The 18,196-nt window shown below is 64.2% G+C and carries 26 protein-coding genes; 13 read left to right on the top strand and 13 right to left on the bottom strand.

The window, feature by feature from the left end; translation table 11 throughout:
- Window positions 1-15 precede the first annotated feature (15 nt).
- Window positions 16-597, top strand: coding sequence for a demethoxyubiquinone hydroxylase family protein (locus tag NKJ06_RS19050; RefSeq protein WP_352810394.1), 582 nt, complete (start codon window positions 16-18; stop codon window positions 595-597).
- Window positions 598-600: 3 nt separating this feature from the next.
- Here NKJ06_RS19050 and NKJ06_RS19045 read toward each other — a convergent pair whose 3' ends face one another.
- The 4 genes from NKJ06_RS19045 to recA all read right to left on the bottom strand — a co-directional run bounded on the left by NKJ06_RS19045 (window position 601) and on the right by recA (window position 6,462).
- The gene (locus NKJ06_RS19045; protein WP_352655810.1) at window positions 601-1,080 is read right to left on the bottom strand and encodes a DUF2269 family protein; all 480 of its coding nucleotides are present in this window, start codon (window positions 1,078-1,080) and stop codon (window positions 601-603) included.
- Window positions 1,077-2,390, bottom strand: coding sequence for an SDR family oxidoreductase (locus NKJ06_RS19040; protein ID WP_352810393.1), 1,314 nt, complete (start codon window positions 2,388-2,390; stop codon window positions 1,077-1,079). Before NKJ06_RS19040 ends, NKJ06_RS19045 begins: the two co-directional genes overlap by 4 nt.
- 9 nt (window positions 2,391-2,399) lie before the next feature.
- Entirely contained in the window at window positions 2,400-5,066 is a 2,667-nt protein-coding gene (gene alaS / locus NKJ06_RS19035; RefSeq protein WP_352810392.1) for an alanine--tRNA ligase, read from the bottom strand.
- Window positions 5,067-5,364: 298 nt separating this feature from the next.
- A complete protein-coding gene (recA, locus tag NKJ06_RS19030; protein ID WP_057145834.1) occupies window positions 5,365-6,462 on the bottom strand; it encodes a recombinase RecA in 1,098 nt (365 codons plus the stop codon).
- Between the two features lie 281 nt (window positions 6,463-6,743).
- On the opposite strand from recA, the gene NKJ06_RS19025 reads away from it, so the two are divergent.
- From NKJ06_RS19025 to NKJ06_RS19005, 5 genes are all read left to right on the top strand, one after another.
- Window positions 6,744-7,688, top strand: a complete 945-nt coding sequence (locus tag NKJ06_RS19025; protein WP_352810391.1) for a carbohydrate kinase family protein — start codon at window positions 6,744-6,746, stop codon at window positions 7,686-7,688.
- A gap of 75 nt (window positions 7,689-7,763) precedes the next feature.
- A complete protein-coding gene (locus tag NKJ06_RS19020; RefSeq protein ID WP_352629185.1) occupies window positions 7,764-8,681 on the top strand; it encodes a pseudouridine-5'-phosphate glycosidase in 918 nt (305 codons plus the stop codon).
- A gap of 236 nt (window positions 8,682-8,917) precedes the next feature.
- Complete coding sequence (locus NKJ06_RS19015) at window positions 8,918-10,192, top strand: tyrosine-type recombinase/integrase (RefSeq protein WP_352810390.1); 1,275 nt, start codon at window positions 8,918-8,920, stop codon at window positions 10,190-10,192.
- Window positions 10,189-10,410 (top strand): hypothetical protein, encoded by a 222-nt coding sequence (locus NKJ06_RS19010; protein WP_352810389.1) that lies wholly within the window; start codon window positions 10,189-10,191, stop codon window positions 10,408-10,410. Before NKJ06_RS19015 ends, NKJ06_RS19010 begins: the two co-directional genes overlap by 4 nt.
- Complete coding sequence (locus NKJ06_RS19005; RefSeq protein WP_352810388.1) at window positions 10,407-10,628, top strand: DUF2158 domain-containing protein; 222 nt, start codon at window positions 10,407-10,409, stop codon at window positions 10,626-10,628. The genes NKJ06_RS19010 and NKJ06_RS19005 overlap by 4 nt, the downstream gene beginning before the upstream one ends.
- Window positions 10,629-10,808: 180 nt before the next feature.
- Here the strand turns inward: NKJ06_RS19005 and NKJ06_RS19000 are convergent, their stop codons facing one another.
- The 7 genes from NKJ06_RS19000 to NKJ06_RS18970 all read right to left on the bottom strand — a co-directional run bounded on the left by NKJ06_RS19000 (window position 10,809) and on the right by NKJ06_RS18970 (window position 14,762).
- Window positions 10,809-11,177: a hypothetical protein gene (locus NKJ06_RS19000; RefSeq protein ID WP_352810386.1), complete on the bottom strand. Its 369-nt coding sequence runs from the start codon at window positions 11,175-11,177 to the stop codon at window positions 10,809-10,811.
- A 3-nt stretch (window positions 11,178-11,180) separates the two neighbouring features.
- Window positions 11,181-11,459 carry a hypothetical protein gene (locus tag NKJ06_RS18995; protein WP_352810385.1) on the bottom strand — a complete coding sequence of 93 codons (279 nt, stop codon included), beginning with the start codon at window positions 11,457-11,459 and terminating at the stop codon, window positions 11,181-11,183.
- Window positions 11,460-11,575: 116 nt separating this feature from the next.
- Window positions 11,576-11,830 carry a hypothetical protein gene (locus NKJ06_RS18990; protein WP_352810384.1) on the bottom strand — a complete coding sequence of 85 codons (255 nt, stop codon included), beginning with the start codon at window positions 11,828-11,830 and terminating at the stop codon, window positions 11,576-11,578.
- Window positions 11,827-13,014 (bottom strand): hypothetical protein, encoded by a 1,188-nt coding sequence (locus NKJ06_RS18985; protein ID WP_352810383.1) that lies wholly within the window; start codon window positions 13,012-13,014, stop codon window positions 11,827-11,829. Before NKJ06_RS18985 ends, NKJ06_RS18990 begins: the two co-directional genes overlap by 4 nt.
- Complete coding sequence (locus NKJ06_RS18980; protein WP_352810381.1) at window positions 13,011-13,934, bottom strand: YqaJ viral recombinase family nuclease; 924 nt, start codon at window positions 13,932-13,934, stop codon at window positions 13,011-13,013. The genes NKJ06_RS18985 and NKJ06_RS18980 overlap by 4 nt, the downstream gene beginning before the upstream one ends.
- Window positions 13,931-14,113, bottom strand: a complete 183-nt coding sequence (locus NKJ06_RS18975; protein ID WP_352810380.1) for a hypothetical protein — start codon at window positions 14,111-14,113, stop codon at window positions 13,931-13,933. The genes NKJ06_RS18980 and NKJ06_RS18975 overlap by 4 nt, the downstream gene beginning before the upstream one ends.
- Window positions 14,114-14,333: 220 nt before the next feature.
- Entirely contained in the window at window positions 14,334-14,762 is a 429-nt protein-coding gene (locus NKJ06_RS18970; RefSeq protein ID WP_352810379.1) for a helix-turn-helix domain-containing protein, read from the bottom strand.
- A gap of 164 nt (window positions 14,763-14,926) precedes the next feature.
- Between NKJ06_RS18970 and NKJ06_RS18965 the strand changes: the two genes are divergently transcribed.
- From NKJ06_RS18965 to NKJ06_RS18935, 7 genes are read left to right on the top strand one after another with little or no spacing between them, the layout of a single operon-like run.
- Window positions 14,927-15,217, top strand: a complete 291-nt coding sequence (locus NKJ06_RS18965) for a helix-turn-helix domain-containing protein (protein WP_352810377.1) — start codon at window positions 14,927-14,929, stop codon at window positions 15,215-15,217.
- Between the two features lie 54 nt (window positions 15,218-15,271).
- Window positions 15,272-15,556 (top strand): hypothetical protein, encoded by a 285-nt coding sequence (locus NKJ06_RS18960; protein WP_352810376.1) that lies wholly within the window; start codon window positions 15,272-15,274, stop codon window positions 15,554-15,556.
- Entirely contained in the window at window positions 15,553-15,963 is a 411-nt protein-coding gene (locus tag NKJ06_RS18955) for a VRR-NUC domain-containing protein (protein WP_352810375.1), read from the top strand. The genes NKJ06_RS18960 and NKJ06_RS18955 overlap by 4 nt, the downstream gene beginning before the upstream one ends.
- The gene (locus NKJ06_RS18950) at window positions 15,960-16,463 is read left to right on the top strand and encodes a hypothetical protein (protein WP_352810374.1); all 504 of its coding nucleotides are present in this window, start codon (window positions 15,960-15,962) and stop codon (window positions 16,461-16,463) included. Before NKJ06_RS18955 ends, NKJ06_RS18950 begins: the two co-directional genes overlap by 4 nt.
- The gene (locus NKJ06_RS18945) at window positions 16,460-16,663 is read left to right on the top strand and encodes a hypothetical protein (RefSeq protein WP_352810373.1); all 204 of its coding nucleotides are present in this window, start codon (window positions 16,460-16,462) and stop codon (window positions 16,661-16,663) included. The genes NKJ06_RS18950 and NKJ06_RS18945 overlap by 4 nt, the downstream gene beginning before the upstream one ends.
- Window positions 16,660-17,436, top strand: coding sequence for a hypothetical protein (locus tag NKJ06_RS18940; RefSeq protein WP_352810372.1), 777 nt, complete (start codon window positions 16,660-16,662; stop codon window positions 17,434-17,436). The genes NKJ06_RS18945 and NKJ06_RS18940 overlap by 4 nt, the downstream gene beginning before the upstream one ends.
- A 1-nt stretch (window position 17,437) precedes the next feature.
- Window positions 17,438-17,731, top strand: coding sequence for a hypothetical protein (locus NKJ06_RS18935; RefSeq protein ID WP_352810371.1), 294 nt, complete (start codon window positions 17,438-17,440; stop codon window positions 17,729-17,731).
- A gap of 11 nt (window positions 17,732-17,742) precedes the next feature.
- Here NKJ06_RS18935 and NKJ06_RS18930 read toward each other — a convergent pair whose 3' ends face one another.
- The gene (locus NKJ06_RS18930) at window positions 17,743-17,946 is read right to left on the bottom strand and encodes a helix-turn-helix domain-containing protein (RefSeq protein ID WP_352810370.1); all 204 of its coding nucleotides are present in this window, start codon (window positions 17,944-17,946) and stop codon (window positions 17,743-17,745) included.
- A 3-nt stretch (window positions 17,947-17,949) separates the two neighbouring features.
- Window positions 17,950-18,081 (bottom strand): hypothetical protein, encoded by a 132-nt coding sequence (locus NKJ06_RS18925; RefSeq protein WP_352810368.1) that lies wholly within the window; start codon window positions 18,079-18,081, stop codon window positions 17,950-17,952.
- Between the last annotated feature and the right edge of the window lie 115 nt (window positions 18,082-18,196).

Genomic DNA, 18,196 nt, shown 5'->3' with positions numbered 1-18,196 from the left:
TATTCAGGCACGCCCATGGCTGACCTTTCTCACCAGGACGCGCTCACCGTTGCCAGAATAGTCAGGGTCAACCACGCAGGCGAGTTCGGCGCGATCAGAATCTATTCGGCGCAGATTCTTGTCGCCAAGCGCTTTTGGCCGGATTGCGTGCCATCATTGTCGGAGATGCTCGGGCACGAGCGCGTTCATTGCGCCGCGTTTCGCGCCGCCATGCCGAGCCGGCAGTCGCGACCGTGCCGGGTGATGCAATTCTGGAGCTGGGGTGGCTGGCTGCTGGGTTTTGTGACCGCCCTGCTCGGTCCGCAAGGCATCTGGGCCTGTACCGCAGCCGTGGAAGCAGCGGTGCACCGTCATCTCGACGATCAGCTTTTCTTTCTGGCCAACCGTGATCGCGAATTGCACGGCGTCATCCTGGCGATCCGTGAGGAAGAGCTTGCGCATCTCCATCACGCCGAAGAGCAGCTGAAATCGCCCGGCCCGGCGCTGAGCCTTGTGCGGTGGCTGATTTCGATCGCCACCGACGTCCTCATCTGGCTGTCCACCTGGGGCGATTCCAGCAGAATGACGCGCGCGCTGAAGGCTGCAAAGCAGGCCTAGGCGCTAAAGCCCTATTGCGGGCCTTGTGACCATCAGCCAGAGAATGGCAAGCACGGCGGCGAAAGCCGGGAAGCCGCACGCAAACCAGATGCGAAACAGGCGCTTTTCCTCAGGAGGAAGCGGCGCGTTTGCGCTGGCCGCCTGCCGCGCCAGGTTGCGGATGCGGATCTGGATCCAGACCACCGGCAGCCAGAACAGGCCGGTCACGACATAAAGCAGCAAGGACAGCACGATCCAGCCTTCGGAGAGCGGCCAGCCCGCGGCCTTCGCCAGCAGCACACCCGTGATCGGCTGCACGACAACGGCGGTCGCCGTGAAGATGGTGTCGGCGATGACCACCGTTCCGGCGACATGAGCGACGATATCGGCGCGGCCGGTGCGCTGCGCCATCAGCATGAAGAAGGCGATGCCGGCGCCGGTGCCGAACAGAACCGTGGCGCCGATGATATGCGCCCATCGCAGCATGTCGGCCCAGAGGCTCATCGCTCGTCCAAAATCGCCAGCGCCACCAGGGCAAGGCAAAGTGCAGGTACAGTCTTGACCATTGCTCCCAGAGGGTCGAGCCACAGATCGGGGGTGAACACGGTCGCCGCACCAAGATAAAACAAGGAGATGGCAATCATCCCCAGCAGTGCGAGCCGCGCGAAGGCCCGCACAAGAACAGCGGCTCCGACAGCGATGTCGGCGGCACTTCCGGCAAGAACCATTCCAAGGGCGAAGGCCGGCGACAGGCCATGCGCGACCAGAATGTTGGCCGCCGCATCCTGCCTGATAAAACCGACAATGCCGGAGACCAGCCAGAACAGCGACAGGACGCCGAACACGATCGGTTTCAGCAGCCAAAGTCGCGCAAACCATCGCTCCTGGACATGGGCCGGCATGGCGGCCAGCGTTGCTTCCAGCGGCTGCAATTTGTGATCCGAAATCTCGCTCCAGGATTTGGCGTTGCCGGTCACGCCACGCGCCAAAGCGGCAAGGGCTGCGCTGCGCAAAGGCGATCGCCAGCCAAACAGGCCAAGACCATCGGCAACAACAGCCGCGAGCCGGCCGAGAAAGGCCGGCATCGGCACAATGCGGGCTGCCGGCAAGCCAAGCCATGCACGGAACGCAGCCAGCACATCGGCGAGCGAGCGGGCACTGGCTTCGACGAGATCGACGGAGAGACGCGGCGGCAAGGATCCGGCGACCGCGCGCGACACCGCCTCGGCAACGTCGGAGACGGCCACTGTCTGGATCGGCTGGCGCGCCATGACGGCAGGAACAAAACCGGGAAAGGCCGCAAGCGCGCGTAACAGTGCCGTCCCGCCATAGGCGGCGGGCGCGATCACCAGGCCAGGGCGCAGGATGGTCCATTCCAGCGAGGAATTTGCGACAGCCTTGTCACCTTGCGCCTTGGTGCTGAAAAACGCATCCGCCGCAGCGGGATCGGCACCGATGGCGGAGATCTGGACGAAGTGGCTGATACCGGCCTGTTCGCAGGCAGCGACCACCGCCGTCACCGCGGCACGATGGATGGCGTCGAGGCGATCGCGCGGGCCGTCCTGCAGCGCGCCCGCCGCATTGACCACCGCATCCATGCCGGTGACCACCGGCAGCCAGTCTTCAGCGGCAAGCAGTCTCGCAATGTCGGCCGCAATCCAGCGCACCGCCGGCCAGCGCCGCTCGGCATCCCTGACATCGCGGCCGAGGCCGGTTACCTGATGCCCATCGCGCTGCAGGCGGCCGACGATGGCTTCGCCGATCAATCCGTAGCCGCCAAGGACGAGCACTTTCTTGCCGTGGCTTTCGGGCATGGGCGGCTTTCAGGCGGCTTCGAGCGCAGCCCTTACCGCAGCGATCGCATCATTGGCCCTGGACGCATCCGGACCGCCGGCCTGGGCCATGTCTGGCCGTCCGCCGCCGCCCTGCCCGCCCAGTGCGGCGGAGGCCACGCGCACCAGATCGACAGCGCTGAAACGGCCGACGAGATCGTCGGTGACGGCGACCACGACGCTCGCCTTGTTGTCCTCACCGGCGCCGACGAAGACGACGACGCCCGAACCCAGCGAGGTCTTGCCGGCGTCAGCCAGCGGCTTCAAATCCTTCGGCGAAACACCGGAAACCGCCTTGCCGAGGAAGCCGACACCCGCGACGGTCTCGTTCTCCGACGGCGCACCAGCGGTCGCGCCGCCGCCCAACGCCAGCTTCTTGCGCGCTTCGGTCAGTTCCTTTTCGATCTTCTTGCGCTCGTCGAGCAGCGCCTCGACACGCGCCGGCACGTCGGCCGGCGAGATCTTCAGCGTCGCGGCGACCGATTTCAGACGTCGGTCCTGCTCGTCGAGATGCTTGCGTGCCGCCTCGCCGGTTAGCGCCTCGATGCGGCGCACGCCGGCAGCGACCGCGCTGTCCGACACGACACGCACCAGGCCGATATCGCCGGTCGCCCTGACATGCGTGCCGCCGCATAGCTCGACCGAATAGGGCCGGTTGGCCTTGGCGCCATGCACGCCCGTGCCCATCGAAACGACGCGCACTTCGTCACCATATTTCTCGCCAAACAGCGCCATGGCGCCTTCGGCGATGGCATCGTCGACCGACATCAGACGCGTGTTCACCGGGCCGTTCTGCACGACGATCTCGTTGGCCATGCGCTCGACCTCTTCGAGATCCTCCGGCGAAATCGGCTTGTTGTGCGAGATGTCGAAGCGCAGACGCTCCGGCGCCACCAGCGATCCCTTCTGCGCGACATGGCTACCCAGGACCTCACGCAGCGCCTCATGGATCAGATGCGTCGCGGAATGGTTCGCACGCAGCCTGGAGCGCCTGTTGTGGTCGACCTTAAGCTCGACCGCCGCGCCGGCCTTGACCGTGCCGCTGGCCACCTTGCCGATATGGACGAACAGCCCATCGGCCTTTTTCTGGGTGTCGGAGACCTCGATCGAGAAGCCTTCGCCCGAAATGATGCCGGTGTCGCCCATCTGGCCGCCGGACTCGGCATAGAACGGCGTCTGGTTGACGACGATCGCCACCGCATCGCCCTTGCCGGCGCTGTCGATGGTCTTGCCGTCCCGGACCAGCGCCTGGATGATGCCTTCGGCAGCTTCAGTCTCATATCCAAGGAACTCGGTGGCGCCCGCCTTCTCGCGCACCGAAAACCAGACGGTTTCGGTGGCCGCATCGCCGGAGCCAGCCCAATGCTTGCGCGCTTCGGCCTTCTGCTGCTCCATGGCATTGGTGAAGCCGGCAAGATCGACCGAGATGCTGCGCTGGCGCAGCGCGTCCTGCGTCAGATCGAGCGGGAAGCCGTAGGTGTCGTAGAGCTTGAAGGCCGTCTCGCCATCCAGCATGTCGCCGGCATGCAGCGTTTCCGTCGCTTCCGAGAGCAGGCCGAGGCCGCGCACCAGCGTCTTGCGGAACCTGGTCTCCTCGAGCCTCAGGGTCTCGGTGATCAACTGTTCGCCGCGCACCAGTTCCGGATAGGCCTGGCCCATCTCGCGCACCAGCGCCGGCACCAGGCGCCACATCAGGGGATCGCGGGCACCGAGCAACTGCGCATGACGCATGGCGCGGCGCATGATGCGGCGCAAGACATAGCCGCGGCCTTCGTTTGATGGCAGCACGCCGTCTGCCACCAGGAAAGAGGACGACCGCAGGTGGTCGGCGATGACACGGAAGGACGCGACCGTCTCCTTGTCGGGACCGTGCCCGATAGCGGACGACGCCGCCTCGATCAGATGACGGAACAGATCGGTCTCGAAGACGCTTTCCACCCCTTGCAGGACGGACGCCATGCGCTCCAGGCCCATGCCGGTGTCGATCGACGGGCGCGGCAGGTCGATGCGCTCCTCCTTCGTCACCTGTTCATACTGCATGAACACCAGGTTCCAGAATTCGAGGAAACGGTCGCCGTCCTCTTCGGGGCTGCCGGGAGGGCCGCCCCAGATGTGCTCGCCGCGGTCGATGAAAATCTCCGAGCACGGCCCGCAGGGTCCGGTGTCGCCCATCGCCCAGAAATTGTCCGAGGTGGCGATGCGAATGATGCGATCATCGGAAAACCCGGCGATCTTCTTCCAGAAGCCAGCCGCCTCGTCGTCCGTGTGGTAGACGGTGACCAGCAGCTTGTCCTTGTTCAGCCCGAACTCCTTGGTGATCAGGTTCCAGGCAAGCTCGATGGCGCGCTCCTTGAAGTAGTCGCCAAAGGAGAAATTGCCGAGCATCTCGAAGAAGGTAAGATGGCGCGCGGTGTAGCCGACATTGTCAAGATCATTGTGCTTGCCGCCGGCGCGAACGCTCTTCTGGGCGGTCGAGGCGCGCGAATAGGGCCGCTTCTCCAATCCGGTGAAGACGTTCTTGAACTGCACCATGCCGGCGTTGGTGAACATCAGCGTCGGATCGTTGCGCGGCACCAGTGGGCTCGACGCGACGATCTCGTGACCTTCCTTGCGGAAGTAGTCGAGAAATGTCGACCGGATTTCGTTCACGCCACTCATGAATGCTGCCTTTTCGAGAGAGCCGCCGGCAAACCGGCGGAAAATGGGCTCTGCGTCTTAGAAGATAAGACTTGGCCTTTTAGCCGCCGCGCTTCACCCTGTCCAGAAACACGGAATTGGTCCAATGCGCAGCCTTTGCGGGCAGTTCGAACCCGCCTGGCTTCGCAGCCGAAACGCAAAACCGCCGGCGCTGGGCCGGCGGTTTCAAAACGCAATAAACGCGGAACTCGATTACATAAGCCCGAGATAATAGAACGCGATTATGGCCGAACTCCGGCCAACATCGCGGACGAAGCTGTTACATCGCGCCGGATTCTTCCTCGAAACCGTCGTCGCCACCTTCGGAGCCGCCATTCTCAAGGAACTTCTCGGCAATCAGCCCGGCATTCTGCCTGAGCGCCAATTCGATCTCGCGCGCGGTGTCGGGATTGTCGCGCAGGAACAGCTTTGCATTCTCGCGGCCCTGGCCGAGACGTTGCGAATTGTAGGAGAACCAGGCGCCCGACTTCTCGACCACGCCGGCCTTGACGCCGAGATCGACCAGTTCGCCGGTCTTGGACACGCCCTCACCATACATGATGTCGAACTCGACCACCTTGAAGGGCGGCGCCAGCTTGTTCTTGACCACCTTGACGCGGGTCTGATTGCCGACGACCTCATCGCGGTCCTTGACCGAGCCGATGCGGCGGATGTCGAGGCGCACCGAGGCGTAGAATTTCAGCGCGTTGCCACCGGTCGTGGTTTCGGGCGAACCGAACATGACGCCGATCTTCATGCGGATCTGGTTGATGAAGATGACCATGGTGTTGGAACGCGAGATCGAGGCGGTCAGCTTGCGCAGCGCCTGGCTCATCAGGCGGGCCTGCAGGCCGGGCAGCGAATCGCCCATCTCGCCTTCGATTTCGGCGCGTGGCGTCAGCGCAGCGACCGAATCGACCACCAGCACGTCGATGGCGCCGGAGCGCACCAGCGTGTCGCAGATTTCCAGCGCCTGCTCACCGGTGTCGGGCTGCGAGATCAGGAGGTTCTCCAGATCGACGCCAAGCTTGCGGGCATAGACGGGATCGAGCGCATGCTCGGCATCGACGAAGGCGCAGATGCCGCCCTTCTTCTGGGCTTCGGCCACTGTGTGCAGGGCCAGCGTGGTCTTGCCCGAGCTTTCCGGCCCATAGATCTCGACGATGCGGCCGCGCGGCAGGCCACCGACGCCAAGCGCGATGTCGAGGCCAAGCGAGCCGGTCGGCACCGTTTCGATCTCGACGACCTGCTCGTTCGCGCCGAGCCGCATGATCGAGCCCTTGCCGAAAGCCCGCTCGATTTGCGACAGCGCCGCATCCAGAGCCTTTGATTTGTCCACCGCTTTGTCCTCTACCAGCCGCAAAGAATTCTGAGCCATGATACATCACCCCTTGGTCGTCAATGAAGGCCGGACAATCCGTAATCCCTGCCTATTTGTACCTTTTTTGTTCTCGTTTGGCAAGAGGGGTCAAATATCTGAAAAACAACCAATATCCGGATTTGTTCTTTTTTCGTACCAGGAACTCGTGCAGGACCGCATCCCGCATCGGGCCAGCCGGCTCGAGTGTTTCGATCTGCCGAATCGCTGCCTTGCATGCGAAGTTCCGTCACGCAGTCTAGCGCTTGTGCGGCTGGAATAACAAAGGTCATATCGCCGGCATGCTGAAATCCGCGAAAATACTGGCCGTAGGTGGCGCCCATATCGACCGGCGTGGCCAGGTGTCGGGCCCCTACGTGCCCGCCGCATCCAATCCGGGCACGATGCGCGAGGATGTCGGCGGCGGCGTCTTCAACGCTCTGCGCAGTGCCGTGCTGCGTGGCGTCTCCGCGTCGCTGCTCTCGGTGCGCGGCGGCGATGCCGCTGCCGATACCGTTTCACGAGCCATCGCCGCGGCAGGCATTGCCGACCTGTCCGCGGTGTTCCTCGATCGCACCACGCCGAGCTATACGGCGCTGATCGACAGCGAGGGCGAATTGATCGTCGGCTTTGCCGACATGGCGCTCTATGACCTGGCGTTTCCCAAGCAGATCAGACGCTCCAGGGTGCGCGAGGTAATCGCGGCCGCCGATGCCATCTTCTGCGATGCCAACCTGCCGACGGCGGCACTGGAGCGGCTGGTTTCGCTTGCTGCCGGCAAACCCGTCTTCGCCATTGCCATTTCGCCGGCCAAGATCGTGCGTTTGAAGCCGGTGCTCGGCAATCTGGCCGTCGTCTTCATGAACCGGCGCGAAGCGATCGCGCTGGCAGACCTGGACGCGGCGGCTTCCCCGCAAGACATCGTCGCCGGGCTGAAACGCGCGGGGCTCAAGAGCGGCGTGGTGACGGCGGGCGGCGGTGCCATGCTGGGCTTCGATGACGCCGGCGTCTTCTCGATCCTGCCGCCGCCGCCAAGAAAGGTCGCTGACGTCACCGGCGCCGGCGATGCGCTGGCGGGCGCAACGGTTGCTGCCTTGCTGCGCGGCCTGCCGCTGCGGGTGGCCCTGCGCGAGGGCATTGCCGCGGCGACGCTGGCCATCGAAAGCGCCGACGCCGTTCCGGATTTCACCGCGGCGACCTTCGCGGAAGCGTTGGCTCTTGTGCCGGATGCGCAGGAAGTGGCATGAGACCGGCAAATTCATAGTGCCGGAGTTTTTTCGCGCGCCCAACCAGATGCGCTTCACTCCGGATTGGAGATCCAGATGACCCCAGAGACAGCCCGCCCCTTCATCGACATCCACGCGCCGGTGGCGCAGGCCCTGGCCGCCGGCCGGCCGGTGGTGGCGCTGGAAAGCACCATCATCACCCATGGCATGCCCTACCCCGACAATGGCGCCATGGCGGCCGATGTCGAAAAGATCATTACCGACGGCGGCGCCGTGCCGGCGACGATCGCCGTGGTCGGCGGCCGCATCAAGATCGGGCTTTCGGACGGCGAGCGCGAATCGCTGGCGATGACCGGCGACGCCATGAAGCTGTCGCGCGCCGACCTCGGCTTCGCGGTCGCGCAAGGGCGCACCGGCGGCACCACGGTCGCCGCCACCATGATCGCGGCGCATATGGTCGGCATAAAGGTGTTTGCCACCGGCGGCATCGGCGGCGTGCACAAGGGTGCCGAAAAGAGCTTTGACATTTCCGCCGACCTCGACGAACTGGCGCGCACGCCGGTCATCGTCGTGTCGGCCGGCGCCAAGGCCATCCTCGACATCGAAAAGACGCTGGAAGTGCTGGAAACGCGCGGCGTGCCGGTGATCGGCCATGGCTGCGAGACGATGCCGGCCTTCTGGTCGCGGCATTCGCCGTTCCGCGCGCCGCTAACCCTGCACAAACCGGAAGAGATCGCGCATTTCTACCAGACTCGGGCTTCGCTGGGGCTCACCGGCGGCATGCTGATCGCCAATCCGGTGCCCGAGAACCACGAAATACCGGCCGAAGAGATGGCAGGTTACATCGAAGCCGCGCAGAAGGCAGCGGAAGCGCTCAACGTGACCGGCAAGGCGGTGACGCCGTTCCTGCTGTCGAAAATCCTCGAACTGACCGGCGGCCGGAGCCTCAAGACCAACATCGCGCTGGTGGAGAACAATGCAAGGCTGGCGGCGAGGATTGCCAAGGCGCTTTAGGGAGTGCCGCCAAGGTCGGCGGGACAGCACCCCCCTCTGTCCTGCCGGACATCTCCTCCGATAGGGGGGGGTAAGTGACCGTAAGCTGGGTTAAAGAATAGCGCTGAAAGGGCCACAAAGGTTGACTTCTCCATAAGCCGGGTTTAATTCTTGTAAGCAGCAGTAGGCGTTTCGGTCTAGGGAAGCGTCTAGGGCTTGGAAAATCTCTTACACGCTCTTACAAGGACGCGACCGAAATGAAAACCGCTCACGCAAAGCTCTCGCCCGCCGACCGCGCAGCCCGGCTCGCCTCGGCCCTCAAGGCCAGCCAGCCGGCCCCCGGTCGCTACGCCGACGCCCGCAACCTTTACCTGAACGTCTCGCCGACCGGCGCAAAGTCTTGGGTTTTCCTTTGGCAGGCCAACGGCCGGCAGCGCGAGCTTGGCCTCGGCTCTTACACGGGTGCCGGCTCGACCACCTCGCTGTCGCTCAAGCAAGCCCGGCTGGCCGCCGACGCGGCGCGCGTCCAGATCGCCGCCGGCATCGACCCCATCGCCGCCAAGGTGCAGGCCCGGCTGGCCTCGGTCACCTTTGAAGCCCTGTTGGACGAGAAGCTCGCGACCTTGAGCAAGGACTGGAAGGCCAAGGGCGAAAGCATCGAGCAGGAAGACGAGTGGCGGCGGTCGCTCAAGAACCACGCCGGCAAGCTGATGCCGATGCAGGCCGGCCGGATCAACCGCGACGACGTGCTGGCGGTCCTCAAGCCGATCTGGATTGCAAAGGGCACGACCGCCGAGCGGGTGCGCTATCGCATCGAGAAGGTCCTCGACCTCGCCATCGCCAAGGGCGCGCATGCCGGCCCGAACCCGGCGGCCTACGCCGGCTATCTCGCCGAGCATCTTGGCAAGAAGGCCTCCAAGGCCAAGGCCGACAGCCACGCCGCCCTGCCTTACGCCGAGGTGCCCGGCTTCATGGCCAAGCTGCTGCCGCTCAAGGGCACCGCCTCCAAGGGCCTTGCTTTCACCATCCTGACCGCGACCCGCACCGACGAGACGCGCCTCGCCCGCTGGAGCGAGATTGATCTGGACAAGGGCCTCTGGGCGATCCCGGCTGAGCGGATGAAGGCCGGCGTTGAACACATCGTCCCCCTCTCGACCACCGCAATCAACCTGCTCCGCTCGGTGCCGCGCCTCGTTGGAAACGACTTCGTTTTCACCGGCAAGATCGAAGGCTCGGCGGTCGGCGCAACCGCTTTCAGCGACAAGCTCACCGACCCGGTCAAGAAGGGCGGCCTCGGCCTCAAGGGCCGCGCCACGGTCCACGGCTTCCGGTCCACCTTTTCCGACTGGGTTGGCGACGAGACCACCTTCGCCAAGGAAGACCGGGAGTTCTGTCTGGCGCATGGCCTCGACGCGGTTGAAGGTGCCTATCGCCGCGCCACGGCAGTCGAGAAGCGCCGCGCGATCATGCAAGCTTGGGCGAACTATTGCGAGGGCAAGACCAGCGTCGTTGCCCTGCAGGTGGCGGCATGACACCGCACCGCAAGACAATCGACAAAATGAACGCCCGCAAGCCCCCGGAGCCGAAGCGCGAATATGTCGAGATGCTCGACGGCCGGGTCTACTATTCCGACGACAACTGGCAGACGGTTTACTTGATCCCGGTCGGCGGCCGGGGCCACCGGATCACCGGCAAGGAGGCGGACCTCGCCCGCTTTCTTGCGGTCTCCCAGTCGAGCGCCGGCCCATGAAAACCGAGGAGACGGAAATGCCCAAATTTGCCGCTGGCGACATTGTAAGGCTCAAGGGTGGCGGCCCGGCGCTGACCATTGAATATCAAATGGCCGGGTCTACGGAGAGCGGTCAATACAGGGTCGTGTGGTTTGCTGCGGACGGCACCTTGTGCCGGGACGCGCTTACCGGCGATCTGCTGGACGCCGTCGCTCAGCTGAGCGCGGGCCCGTCATGAGGGACCACCTCGTCTTCCTGACCATTTTCGGGCTTTGCTTGGCGCTTGGCTGGGCATTGCCGTGGTTCTTCCTGCCCCACTAAGGCCAAGCAATCGCCGCCTCGTGCGGCTCAGGCACAAAAAAGGGGCGGTGCAAAACTCAACGCGCACCGCCCCAAGTCAATGGGAACTCACGATAGCTTACGCCGGCTCCCCGGTCGAGCCACCGGCCGGCGGCGGCTCATTCGCGGCCGGCGTGTTGGCGACGACAGCGGCGGCGAGCGATGCGGTGTCGGCATCGATGTCATCCGCGATCTTGTTCAACGCGGTCGGGTCCTCGGCGTTGTCGCGGATCAGCTGCGACAACTGGCTGAGCAGGGTGACGGCCGACTGCTGGGCCGAGGTGAGGTTCGCCACGGAAGCGGCAAGGCGGTCGGTAACGGCAGACATGTGGTGCGTCCTTTCGAGGAGGGTGTGGAGCAGCCGGTGGATATGCTCCAAAGATTGCATGACATCATCGTGCTGCCGGCTCAGCAGAATGTTTGCGGTGCGCGGGTTGCGGGCGGGCATGGCTCACCCCCGCGCTTCGGTTTGCTTGGCAGGCCTGCCGACGTGGCGCTTGCGCCCATTGGTCGGCGTGGGCCTCTGGGGATCGCGCTCGGCCATCTTCTGGCGCTGATAGGCGACGCACTCGTCGTAGACCAGCATCGGCTTGCCACCCGGATAGACGCGCTGCGGCCAACCGGGATCGTTGATGTGGTCGTAATACGAGACCCGGTGCTTATAGCCGAGCATCGTCTTGACGAAATAGTCGATGGTGACGAAGCGCGGGTGTTCTATCGGCTGGTCCATTGCTGGCCTCCAAAATCAATTCTGTGCGGCCACGCAGGCCCGCCAACGCGCGCGGGCCGACCGGCTGGTGGGTGAGTGCGGCCGGCGGCTGTCGCCTTTGTGTGGCCGCGTGTGCCTCAAAGGTCGAACTCGATGTCCAGCTGCCGCCCAGGCGCGATCATGGTCGTGCGCAATTTGGCGACCTCGTCGGCCAGCGTACCGGCGATCTTGTCGACATCGGCGTCGGCGAACTCGTAATTATAGCGGCCCTGACCGCCCATATTGGCCAGCACCCGAATCGCCTTGATCACCTTTTTCGTGCGCGCCGTGGCCAGCCGCTCGAACTTGGCGCGCTTGCTGACTTCTCGAGCCAGATCGGTTGCGTCGTTCATTTCGCCGCCTCCAGATACTCGCGCGCCTGCTCGACCGGCATCTCACCCTTGGCAACGCTGGCGGCGGTTTTGCCGCTAAGCTTGATGAATGTCGCCAGCTTCGGGCTCTGATCGAGAAAATCGTGAACGGCGACGTCCAGCCGCTCAAGCCGCTCCTCGGCCGGCCGGTCCTCCTCGGCCAGTTGGAGCATGCGTTCGATGATGCCGGCGTGCGGATCATCATCGACCGCTGCCGCCTGCGAGGGCGAGGGGGGCTCGGGGCTGGCGGCAGCGGTCTCACCACCGGATCGTGCGGGCTCGGCGGTGTTTCCATTTACCATCGTTTTTTCATCGGCGAAATCGTCCAGGCGGTGCTTGCCCTGATCCCCGGCCGGCGCGGCCTGCTCTTGCAGCGTGAGCGGCGGGAATGTCTCGTCCCATGTCGCCATGCCGTCCTCGGCCGCCTTGCCCATGGCGATGATGCGGGCGATGTCGGGAGCGAGCCATTGGTCGGCCGCTCGCCCGACCACCGCCTCGACGCGCTTCAAGTCGACCTTGAGGCCGATCCGCTCGGCGGTGTTGCGCCGCCATTTTTCGATGTCGCCGCCGATCCTGCCGACCAGCGCCTCCTTGGCCTCCTCGAACGCAAAGTCGGCGAATGTCTGCAAAGCGTTCACCACCACGTTGCGGATCGCCTTCGATGCGCCGATCTGGAAGGTGATGTCCTCGCGGCGCTGATCATCGGAGCCGCCCAGCTTGGCCGCGCCCTTGCGCTGCTGGAACGGCCTCGTCAGCGCATAGCCGGTCTCAAGATCAACGAAGCGCGCATGGTATAGGATCACATTCCCAAGGTCCTGCGCCCGGCAGTCGACCTCGCAATTGCCGTAGAGCCGCGCCAGATCGTTGGCCAGCTTGATCGACGGGCCCTCGATCCAGTCGGTGCGGTTTTCCTTCCGGTTCTTGACCGGGAACCGATAGTACCAGTCGGTGCCAGCGGCCGACGCCAGCACCTTGATCTTGCGCAGGACCGACGCCTCGTCGCGCCGCACGGCCACCGCCTGCGCGCCAAACACCAGATTGCTCTGCTGCGCCCCGACGCTCGCCGGCACCATCGCGCCGCCTTCCTGTGAATTGCCTGTGGACGAACTGTTAGCAAACTCGTCCAGCCGGGATCGCCTGTCCTCTCGGGTCGCTGTCTCGCTCATGCTGCTTTTTCCTTCTCCTCGATCCGGGTGACGCGCAGCGGTCGCGTGGTCGTTTCGGCGACCGTGTAGGCCTTGCGCTTCTGGGTCTTCCAGCTGATCTTCCAGCCGGGCAGTTCAGCGCGCTCGGCCTCGCCGAGCGTGTCCTTGATTTCGGTGTCGATGGCCTCAATGCCCTTCTCGATGTCCGCCAGTTCGCTCTTGAGCGTTTCGCGCAGCGGCAGAAGTTCACCCAGCCGATTGTCTCCGGCCAGATTCAGCACCGGCTCGGCCACCGACTGCGGGAACATCGCTGCGAGCGTCTCGGCGTCCTGCTTGTAGTCAGCAGCCGGGCGCTTGCCGGCGGCGACGTTGGCCCAGAACTCGGCCGCAAGGGTGCGCACCTTGGCCTCGGCCGCTTCGTGGCGCGGCACCGGGTGCAGGTAAAGCTCGGCGGTATAGGTGTCGATCACCAGTGCCGCGAGATAGCTGCGCGCCGCGTCGAGCAACATGCCCTCGGTCAGCGTCTGCAACTGGTAGTGCATCGGCGGGCCGAGCGCCCATTCGCGTTCGTAGGTCGGCCGGGCAACCACCTTGCACTGGATGTTGGTGAGCCCAGGCTCATCGGTCGCGGCGACGGCGTCGGGCGTTGCGCCCAGCCGCAGTGCCTCGTCGCGCAGGTAGACCTTGGCCGGGCGCACTTCCCAGTCGGGCTGCTGGTCGCGGATCGCCTCAAGCACGGCGGCCTCAAGCCACCGGCCTCGCCGCATCGACGGGTTGTCGCCATCGGGCATCAGCAGCCCGGTCTTCTCGGCGTAAAGCTTGAGCGCGCTCTTATAGGGATCGAGGCCGACTGCCGCGCCGATGTCGGACGCGGTCAGGTCGCGCGCTCGCCAAGCCAGCCACGCCATGCGGTCTCTGATCGGAAAGCGGCTGACGGTCATTCGTCCTCCTCCGGCACCCGCACAAGGTCGAGGTTGGCAGGCAACACGCCCTCGTAAAGCCGCTCCAGCTGGACCGCGTCGCAGACGTACTTTTCGCCATCGACCAGCACCTCGTAGGACACCTCCGGGTGCCCGGCGTCGTGCCAATAAACGCGCTTGAAGATTTGAGCCGGTTGCATGGTGTTTATGCAACCACGCTTCAAATTCTCTGGCAATGGTAAACCGGCGGCCAGCGGAAAAATTTCAATGGGGTTGTGGATAGCCTCTTAATTCGAGCGACCCGAGCCTACGGTATCGCGGCCGGCGCTGGGCACAGCCGGGCTACAAAAAAGCCGACCCGATGAGGGGCCGGCCGAGGTACGAACGGGTCCTTGGGACGGACCTCTGATTTGGAAACTCTCAGCCCGCCTTTGCAGGCTCCTTATGCGGCTTCTTGGCCGAGAGCGCGGACCATGATTTGACGGCCGCTTCGCAGTTGTTGTTGAGCATTTCCTCCAGCACCGGCAGTTCGGCTTCATCGACCCCTTCGAGCATGGCACGACGATCCGAACGGTTCATCACGGTGCGCCAAAGCTCTTGGTTTTCATCGGGTCCGCAGGCCAATAGCTGCCACGGTTGCAGGCTCATCGCCTTGGCGAGCGCCTCCAAGGTGTTCTGGGTATAAGTGGTCTTCCCCCTTTCCAGCTGAGAAATCATCGAACCGCTGATGCCAGCGATTTCGCCTAGTTTGTCGACACTCAGACCGAAGTGCTTTCGCCACTCCTTGACGTAGTGCACCACCTCTCTGGTGATGCGTACGCGTGTCGGTCTGTTGATCGGCACCTTCATCGCACAACACTCTCCTTTCGTTTATCAACAGTTACGCTCTTATTTTGCCTTACGCCCACATATCTTGTCCAGCGGCGTTTAAGACCGCTATCCACAACCCCCCTTCACCTCGCCGTGATTTTTCCCATTGACCGGGCTTCTGAAGCGTAGTTTCAATAGTGGCCATGGACCAGACGACGCTCTCACCCGACAAGCCGACGAACGTTGCTTCGCTACGCCGCGCCCGACCGCGCTCTGAGCCAAACCGGCTCAGGGAATGGCTGCAACGCAAGCCCCGGCCGATGACAAAGCAGCGCTTCGCCGATCTGATCGGCTGCACCGCCGCCTACGTCTCGATGCTGCTGGCTGACAATGCGCCATGGCCCGGCCGCGAGATTGCGCGCCGCATCGCCATCGTCACCGAGGGTGAGGTCACGCCGAATGATCTTGCGGGCTACCCGCCCGACGACGACTGAAAACACCAAAATTTCAGGAAATCGGCGGGGGCCTTAACGGGAGAGGAGGATGAGATGCGCGTGGACGAAATCATGGTGAAACCCCCGACCGACCGAGTGATGGTGGCGACCTTCGATGAGAGGGACCTTCAGCTGCTGCTGTTCGAGGCTCTGATGGAGTTGAAGCACCCGGCCAACGTCTCGCGAGACGAGGCGCTTGATCAGGTCGAGCGGCGCAATCCAGAGCTTGCCGAGGGCCTGCGCCGCGCCTCGCTCGCGACCATGCGCTACATCTGCGAGCGCTTCGACGCGGCCGAGGTCGACCTTGCAACGGTTGCAACGGAAGGCCCGGTGCAATGAAGCATCAACCAGCCCGCCCAGGCGTCAGGAAAGGCCGCACGGCGCTTGTCTTGCCGTTGGAGGTCAAGACGCACGTTGCGGTCGCCGACGCGCTCAGGATCGGCGCTGTGGCCGGCTGGCTTTGGTCCCATTTCCCGGCCGGCGAGCGCCGCGACGAAAGGACCGGAGCGCGGTTGAAGCGCATGGGCCTCAAGAAGGGCGGGTCGGACTTCCTGCTGATCAGCCCCACCGGCCAGCATCATTGGCTGGAATTGAAGCGCGGCGGCTCGCCGCTCACCAAGGAGCAGGAAGATTTCCGCGACGAGTGCCTGTCGCGCAACGTGCCATGGGCGGTCGCCCGTTCGTTCGATGAGGCGATCCATCAGCTGACCGAGTGGGGAGCCATCCGGCTCAGCGTGGCGGCATGATCGAGGTCGAGCTTTCGCCGGAGGAGATTGAGGTCGGCAAGGCGATTGCCGTGGCTCGGCGCACCAGTGCCATCGACCTCGGCCGCAAGCATCGCTACGGGGCAACGGACGCGAGCGTCGACATGGACAAGGAGACGCGGGGCGTGCTGGGCGAGGTCGCCTGCTGCAAATGGCTGGGCGTCTACTGGCCGAACTTCGGCCTCGTCGTCGGCGACGTCGACTGCGGCGTTTGCGAGGTCCGCGCGGTCAGCAAGGCCAGCCATTGCCTGATCTTGCATGATCGCGATGACGACAACGAGGCGCACGTCTTGGCCGTTGTCGGGCCGCTGCCGTTGGTACATCTCGCCGGCTGGATCGTCGGTCGCGCCGGCAAGCGCCTGAAGAACTGGTCCGACCCGCAAAAGAGCAATCGCCACGCCTATTTCGTCCCCCCGGCTGATCTGCGCCCGATGGAGGAGCTTCCGCTTTACCTCGCGGCCAAAGAGGAGGCCGCGGCATGAAAGACTGGCTGCACGATGACGACCGGCAGATCGCGTCGATGCTTGGCGTGAGTGTCCGCAAGTGGCGCGACGCCCGGCGCTGCTTCGTAGAGCATGACCTGTTGCGCGTCGAGGATCACCCGGTCGAGGGACCAATCCTGCGGTTTGTTCATCCCGAACACCTCGCGGCTGTCGGGCTGATGCTGGGGTCGCGCCGATGACCAGCGTCCCGATCATGCCGCTCAACGTCGACAAGCTCCTATCCGACAAGAAGGTGCAGCGCCTGATGCGTGGCGGTGAGACCAGAGCTTTCTGGGTGTGGTTCCTGACCCAGATGTGGGCAAACAAGGCGTGGCTTCCCGCCGACGAGCGCATCGTGAGCGACATGCTGGACGTCGACGTGAGGCGCTGGCGGAACAAATACAAGCCGATTTTCGAGCAGCTACTTCTTCAAGAAGTCGACCCGGTTGTCGGGCACATCTATCGGCATCAGCATTTGTCAGATGTCTGGGACCGTGTTGCCAAACGCATAAGCGAAACGCATGCGTCTTTGGCCAGAGCTAGAGCCGGAAAGGCCGCAAAACATGGGAAAACCCCTTCTGTCACAGAGCCGAAAAAACCGCCTGCCGCAGAGCCTGTTCAAGCGCCTGCCGCAGAGCCTTCCGCAGGCTTTAATAAAAACCTTGAAAAGAAAGGCGGGCCGCCGCCCATCCCAAGGCTGGGTGGCTCGCCTTTCTCTGCGCCAACGGTCGACGTCCCAGCGCTTCCTCCGCGAGGGCTAAACGGCCACGCCGAGCGCTCGGCTGTCGCCGGCTCGCCCAGCCTGAAGGGCGGCTCACCGGCGAAGCCATCGGATGCGCTGTTGCGCTCAAGGCTGGTCGCCAAGCGCCTGGACGAAGATGACGAGCCACAAGCCTCGCGGCCCTCAGGCGATACCGGCCTGTTCGGGGCGCTTGAGGCGGCAATCAGACACGGCAAGAGCGAGGAGGACTGAGATGGCGACGACGCAGAGGCCACGCACGACACCGGACTTCAACGCCCAGCGGATCGCGGCGCAGCGCTATCGCAAGCGATGGGAGCAGATGGCGGCTCAGGGCGCGCACCCGGTGGTGATCAATCGCCGCGATCACCCGGAGCAGTGGCGCGCTTGGCTTGCCGCTCACCGGCTCGCGGGACGCATGGCGTCGGTCGATCTGATGCTTGATCGCTCAGAGGCCACGGTGCCGTGCCTCAATCCGCACGATTTCGATTTGCCAGAGGCACCGGCTGATCGCCGGGTGAAAGACTGATGGACGTGCGCTCAGACCTTGGGCCAGTTGCGCGGCCGATAGCCGGCCTCGTAGGCGCGCATCAGGCGATCCAGCAGCGGCGGTACCGGGTGCTTGCCGGCGATGCCCTCGAACTCGGCGACGCGCACGGCGTGACCGTAACCGAGGACTTCGGCAAGCTGCGCCTGCGTGAGGCCAAGCGCCTTGCGGATGTCGCGGAATTTGGTCGGCGTCATCGCTCAGGCCGCCTTGCGCTTGAGCCAAGCCTGCGCGTCGGCCTTGGTGGCGAATTTGCCGGAAATCGGGGTCTGGTGCGGGCCGCGCACAACGTACCAGCCGCGCAGGAGTTTGTTGAAAACGATCTTGGTCATGGCTCAGGCCTTCAAAAGCGCGTTGGCGAGATTGGTGAGGTGATAGGCGATTTCGGCGAGGCGCTCCTCGGGGTCGGTCTGATCGGGAGAAACGTAGTCGTGCGCCATCTCGTAT

The organism is Mesorhizobium sp. M0293, assembly GCF_040321735.1.
GTDB lineage: Bacteria > Pseudomonadota > Alphaproteobacteria > Rhizobiales > Rhizobiaceae > Mesorhizobium.
The sequence above is the reverse complement of the archived record's forward strand: the minus strand, read 5'-3'. Positions and strand labels throughout refer to the sequence as shown.